A 6,125-nucleotide genomic window follows, 5' to 3' on the forward strand; every position below is an offset into this window, starting at 1 on the left:
CGCACCAAGCAAAAACGACGTCCTCCGGACGGGCACCCCGCCCCATTTTCCCGGCCCCGGGGTGAGGCCGAAAGGCCTCGGGATGACTGGCTACTGGTGTGAGCCCGTGATGCTGTCCTCGTGCCGGCAGGCGAAGTGATCGCCGTCGGGTGATCGTCTGTCACCACTGGCCTTCGCACCTCGCCAAAACGAGCAGGGCCCGCAGCAGAGTGGTGGTGTGATGGACGTTCATGCGGCCCTTGGCCGGCAGGCGCCCGCTCTTCAGGTTCACGAAGCCGTGCTCGACGGCGGCGCGTTCGCGGCTGACCAGCCGGTTCGCCTCCTTCTCGGTGTCGGTGAGACGCTGGGAGCAGAGCGCCTACCGGCCGGTGATGATGACCGGAGCATCGTGGGTGTCGTCGTCGAGGCCGCCGAAGCCGAGGTCGGTCAGGGGCGCCGAGGCCGGCCTCGCGTAGATGCCCGGTGATGTGGTCGTGGCGGGCGGCGGTGGTCTCGCTTGCCCGGCCACACGGTGCGCCCTGCGGCCGTGCGCCTGAGCACGGTGCGCCGGCGGCGCCGCTGCTCCCGCGTCTGTCGGCACACCTCGCACTCCTGGCCGCTCGTGATGACGCGCAGTTCGCCCGAGCCGCACACCGGACACGGAAGCCGAAAGGCGACGACCTGGCTCATGACACCGTTGCGGTGCTCCGGAGCGATCCGTCCGCCGATCTGCCGTACCGCACCCACCTTGCGCCGCCGCCCGGCCGCCATGAACCTCTCCCCCAGCCGTTCTGCCCTCACGCGTCATGCCCGATCTGTCCTTACGCCCTGCGTGGAGTGCCAACTACTTTCGATTTTGCGGCACCTCGAACGGCATCGGTTCGGGCGCCCGCGCGGGCACCCCCCGAGCAGTTGCCGAGCCGGCTCTGGGACAGGCCGACGGCGGATTGGTCCTCGTCAGCCCGAACGCGGTCCACCGCGCGCTCCCAGGCTGGTGTCCGCTACACGCGGCGGGGAGAAGCGCCGACTCGCGGCGGAGGACGCTGTGGACCACGACCATCTCGGGGGTCTTGGGCCGCTCAGTCGGGGAAAGTACGTCCGTCGTGCTGTTGGGGGCATGCCCGGAAGTTCTGAGTACCGGATACCGGCAACAGGTTCCCAGGGGCGTCCCCTTGGGATCTGCTGTGAACCGCCATTCGGGTAGATTCCCACGGCATGCTGCGTATTCGAGTCCTGGGTCCGCTGGGCGCCGAGGTCGGGGGCGAACCGGTTGATCTGGGCGCGCCCCGGCAGCGAGCCGTGCTGGCCCTCCTCACGGCGGCCCGTGGCAGTGTCGTGCCGGTGGACCAGATGGCCGACGCGCTGTGGCGCGGAGACCCGCCCGCCAAGGCCATGGTGTCCCTGCACAGCTACATCTCCAACCTGCGCCGCTTGCTCGAGCCCGGGCGGCCGCCCCGCACCCCGGCGACCATCCTGGTCACCGCGCCGCCCGGCTACGTCCTGCGGCTGCCGCAGGACGCCGTGGACGCCTGGCGGTTCGAGACGTGGGTGAGCCGGGCCCGCCGGGCGCCCGCCGAGGAAGCCCGCGCGCTGCTCACCGAGGCTCTCGGGTGGTGGCAGGGGCCCGCCTTCGCGGAACACGCGGACGAGACCTGGGCCGCCTCGGAAGTGGCCTGCCTGACCGAACGGCGTATCGAGGCCGAAGAACTCGCCGTGGCAGCCGAACTGCGCACCGGCCGCGCGACTGCGGCCGTCCCCGCAGCCGAAGCCCTGGTCAGGCAGAACCCGTTGCGGGAGGAGGGCTGGCGGCTGCTCACCCTCGCACACTCGGCCCTCGGCCGCCAGGCCGACGCCCTCGCCACCCTGCGCCGCGCAGCACGGACGCTCCGCGAGGAACTGGGCTGCGACCCGGGCCCCGCGCTGGCGCAACTGGAACAGGCGGTGCTCACCCAGCGCCTGGAGGCATTCCACACGACCGCCCCGTTGTATCCCGCGTCGGCCGTGCCTGCCCTCGCGTCACCTGTCCCGACCCCGGCGTCGGATGCCGTGTCCGTGCCGGCCGTACCCTCTCCGGCCACCGCCATGCTCACCCCCGCCGCGCATGTCCCCGCTCGGGCGACGGGGGCCGGGCCGAGCTCGCCCGTGCCCACCCCGCCGTCGGCCATGGGCGCTTCGCCGTCGGCTGCGCCCGTGCCCGCCCCGGTATCGGGCGCACCCGCTCCGGACCTCACGCGCGGCGCGGCCCGTAGCGCGAGCACCCTCTTCGTCGGCCGTACCGCTGAACTTCGCGCCCTGGAGGCCGCGGCGCGGGAGAGCCGGTACGGGGGAGGGGTGGTGCTGGTGAGCGGGGAGGCCGGGGCCGGGAAGTCGGCGTTGCTGGAGCGGTTTGTGCGCGGGCTGCGGGGCGACGGGTGGGCGGTGGTCGTCGGGCGGTGCCCCGAGTACGAGGGCGCGCCGCCCGCCTGGGCCTGGGTCGAGGCGCTGGGCGCGCTGGCCCGGGACCTGCCCCCGGCCCGGCCCGCCGAGCTCGACGTGCTGCTGCACGAGCCGGCCCGCACGGCCGCCGCGACCCGCGACGAGGCGACCGCCGGACGCTTCCGTATGCACCGCGCGTTCGCCGCCTGGCTGCGGTCCGCCGCCGGTGCCGCCCCGCTCGCCGTCGTCCTGGAGGACCTGCACCGCGCCGACGGCGAGACCCTCGCCCTGCTCGAGGCCGCGGCCGCCGTCACCGGCGTCCCCCTGCTCACCGTCGCCAGCTACCGCCCCGCCGAGGAGAGCGACCACCTGGTCAAGACCCTCGCCCAGCTAGCCCCAGGTGCCCCGCACCGGATCGCGCTGCGCGGGCTGCCCCCGGCCGACGTCGCCACCGTGGTCCACGCCGTCTGCGGCCAACCCATCGACGCGACAACGGTGGCGGCCCTCGCCGAGCGCACCGGCGGCAACCCCTTCTACGTCCTGGAGAGCGCCCGCCTGCTCGCCGGCGAGGGCGCCCTGGTCGCCGTGTCGGAGGTGCCGCAGGGCGTCCGGGACGTGCTGCGCCGACGGCTGGCCCTGCTGCCCGAGAGCGCCCGCGCCGCCGTACGGCTCACCGCGGCCGTGGGCCTGGAGGCCGAGGTGGCGCTGCTGCTCGACGCGGCCGACGCCGACGAGGACGCGGTGCTGGAAGGCCTCGACGCCGCCCTCGCCGCCGACCTGCTCACCGAGCCGGGACCCGGCCGGGTGCGGTTCGTGCACGCCCTGGTCCGCGACACCGTCTACACCGACCTGTCCGGGGTCCGGCGCGCCCGGCTGCACGGCCGTATCGCCCGCGTCCTGCGCCGCCACCGCCCCGACGACCTCGCCGCCCTCGCCCACCACTTCGCCCGCTCCGCCAGCCCCGCCGACGCGCCCCTCGCCGTCGACTACGCCCTGCGCGCCGCCGAGGTCGCCGAGCGCCGCTACGCCCACGACATCGCCGTCGACCTGCTCCAGCAGGCCATCGACGTGCACACCACCGCTGTACACGACCCGCACGGGCGGCTCGAACGCACCGTGGGACTGCTCGTGCGGCTGCTCGGCGCGCAGATCCGGGCCGGCTCCACCGACGCGGCCCGGCGCACCCGGCAGCGCGCCGTCGAACTGGCCGAGCAGGCCCGCCGGAGCGACCTGGTGGCGACGGTCTACGGCGCCTGGACCGAGCCCTCGCCCTGGCGGAGCCGACTGGAGGGCCTCTACGACCGTGCCGCGCTGAGCCGGTTGGAGGAGCTGGCGGCCGACCCAGGCCTGGACGACCCCACCCGCGCCCGGGTGCTCCAGGTCCTCGTCGACGCGGTGGCCGCCGAGGACGCGCCCCACGCCCTGGACGCGGCCCACACCCAGCTGACCCTCGCCCGCGCGGGCGGAGAACCGCGCCTGCTGGCCGCCGCGCTGATGACCTCCGCCAGACTCCTGCCGCATGAGGGGCACGGCACCACCCGCCCTCCGCTGGTCGCCGAACTGCGCAAGCTGGCCCGCGCCCACGACCTGCCCGCCTACCGCTGGATCTGCGAGCACCTCGACGGCATGACCGCCGCCACCCTCAACGACCCCGACACGGTCCGCCGGCACACCGCCGACGGACTGGCCCTCGCCCGCCGCTACCGGATGCTCTGGGCGCAGAGTCTGGGCGCCGCGACCTCGGCCATGCTGGCGAACGTCGCCGGGCGCTTCGACGCCGCCGAGGCCGGCTACGCCGAGGCCGACGGCCTGCTCCACCGGGTCGGGGCACACCACGCCACGGCGCTGGGCACCCTCGGGCTGATCACCGTACGGCTCGCCCAGGGACGCATCGCCGAGGTCGAACGGATCATTCGCCCGGTGTACGACTCCACGGGACCGTCCGTGGGCGTCATGCTCGCGCTCGCCCTGGCCGGCCTCGGCAGATTCGACGAGGCGCGCGCGGTCGACTTCCCACCGGAACCGGTGACCGACCACCTCTACGGCCTCGAACTCGACGTCCGCTCCCGAATCGCCGTCCTGCAAGGCGACCACGTCACCGCGGCCGCGCTGGTCGGGCAGCTGCTGCCGTTCCGGGAGCAGCTCGCGGGCGCCGCCGGGATGGCCTACGCGACCCGTCCGCTCGCCCACGCCCTCGGCGACCTGTACCGGTTCCTGGGCGAGGACCGGTCCGCCGCCGAGTACTACGCCCTGGCCGCCCGCACCGCGCAGGCGTGGGGTTCGCCCCACCTCACCGCCGACGCCCACCGGGCCGCCGCCGAACTGTCGGCGGCCAGGGCACGGCGACGCACCGTCGTGACCTGACGTGGCGCAGGGCTCCTGGAGGGCGCACGCCTTGCCGGGGGACGGCGCCCGGCGCACGCCGGTCCGGTGCCGGGCGCCGGGCAGAAGCACCGACGGTCCCAAGAACCTGCTGGTGTCGTACTCGCCGCCGACAGGGCTGTCGTCCTCGACCGGCGCGTCATCACACGTGAGGAGCTCGATTCCTCCGCCGCCCCCGCTGCGGGCTCGACGAAACCGGATGCCGTCAGCGGTCGGACATGCCCATCAACGCTGCCGCGGCCCCTTCCGCGAGGTTGGCTGCCGGGGAGCCGGCGTGATCGGCCGCCTGCGACACCGCGGCAGGCGTCGGCGAATCGCCACCGACTCCCTCGGCCGCTGCCCGCCGCTCAGTACCGAATGCGTCATTGATGTCCGGCGCGCCTGGCGCAGTCTGCGCACTTCCGTCGGAGTCGAACGCGGCCCGTTGCAGAACGACGGGCGCGGGAGCCGAACCACTGGTTTCGATGCGGGTCGCGCCGGCGACCGGCTCGTCGTCCCGCCGGTCGGCTTCTTCTGCGAATGGGCCGGCGTCACGGTCAGCCGCGTCCGCCGGAGTGTCCTGCGCTCCGGCGGCCTCGTCCTCTGCGGCGATCTCGTCCCTCACCACGGCGAGGGCCTGCTCAAGCGCTTCGGGGTCCAACCTCATGGACACCTCGGCTGCCGGGTTGAGGTACAGCGCGTGCTCCGTCGGTACCCATTCCATCAGCTCCAGCACCGGGTGAACCTCGTAGGCAAGACGTCCCGCCCTGTTCACCTGGAACTGCGAGGTGAGAACCGGCACCACGGCACTGCCGTCCGGCGCCACCGCGGTCACCAACTCCCCGTCCGGCCGGACGTAGACGGCCACCTCCGCCCGGGCGACCAGGACCGGCACCTCGTTCTCCTCACCGTAGCCAGACGCGGCCCGCTGCACAGCCGCGTCGATCGGGTCGGTGGGCCGTGCCCAGCCGCGCGCGGAAGGAGACGGGATGTACTCCGGGTTGCTCTGCCACTCCACGAGCCGGCCTGCGGCATCGGAGCGCCACTGGCCCACCACTGCCCACATCGGCGGCGGCCAGGTACCGCGCCACGCCGCGTCGACGAGGCCGAACCAGTGGTCGGGAGCGAGCAGGGCGGCATCAACGATGTGGTCCGGTGCCGACGGCATGGCACCCGGTTCGGGAGCACTGTCGGGCGTGGGCTCCGCGGACTCGACCGGCCAGCTGAGGGCCTGCGGCAACCCTTCCCCGTCCGCCTCAGGAGCCGACGGGGATTCCGGATCGCCTAGCGAACGCGCCAACGTGTCCGCTGACGCGGCCGAGGCGTCTCCCGCCAGGTTCTCCGGGGGCGTGAAATCGCTCATGGTGGTG

At 74.2% G+C, this 6,125-nt stretch carries 3 protein-coding genes; 1 reads left to right on the plus strand and 2 read right to left on the minus strand.

From position 1 onward, the window contains the following. Positions 1-358 precede the first annotated feature (358 nt). A complete protein-coding gene (locus ABZ490_RS43650; RefSeq protein ID WP_359003504.1) occupies positions 359-508 on the minus strand; it encodes a hypothetical protein in 150 nt (49 codons plus the stop codon). Positions 509-1,194: 686 nt separating this feature from the next. Here ABZ490_RS43650 and ABZ490_RS43655 point away from each other — a divergent pair. Next, positions 1,195-4,758 (plus strand): BTAD domain-containing putative transcriptional regulator, encoded by a 3,564-nt coding sequence (locus ABZ490_RS43655; protein WP_359003507.1) that lies wholly within the window; start codon positions 1,195-1,197, stop codon positions 4,756-4,758. Between the two features lie 223 nt (positions 4,759-4,981). Here the strand turns inward: ABZ490_RS43655 and ABZ490_RS43660 are convergent, their stop codons facing one another. Beyond that, the gene (locus ABZ490_RS43660) at positions 4,982-6,118 is read right to left on the minus strand and encodes a type VII secretion system-associated protein (protein WP_359003510.1); all 1,137 of its coding nucleotides are present in this window, start codon (positions 6,116-6,118) and stop codon (positions 4,982-4,984) included. Between the last annotated feature and the right edge of the window lie 7 nt (positions 6,119-6,125).

The sequence above is a fragment of the Streptomyces sp. NPDC005811 genome (assembly GCF_040630405.1).
GTDB lineage: Bacteria > Actinomycetota > Actinomycetes > Streptomycetales > Streptomycetaceae > Streptomyces.

What these genes read in the sequence shown, in the direction of transcription:
- ABZ490_RS43655 (WP_359003507.1), top strand. Translation starts at nt 1,195, where the DNA reads ATGCTGCGTATTCGAGTCCTGGGTCCGCTGGGCGCCGAGGTCGGGGGC.
- ABZ490_RS43660 (WP_359003510.1), bottom strand. Translation starts at nt 6,118, where the DNA reads ATGAGCGATTTCACGCCCCCGGAGAACCTGGCGGGAGACGCCTCGGCC.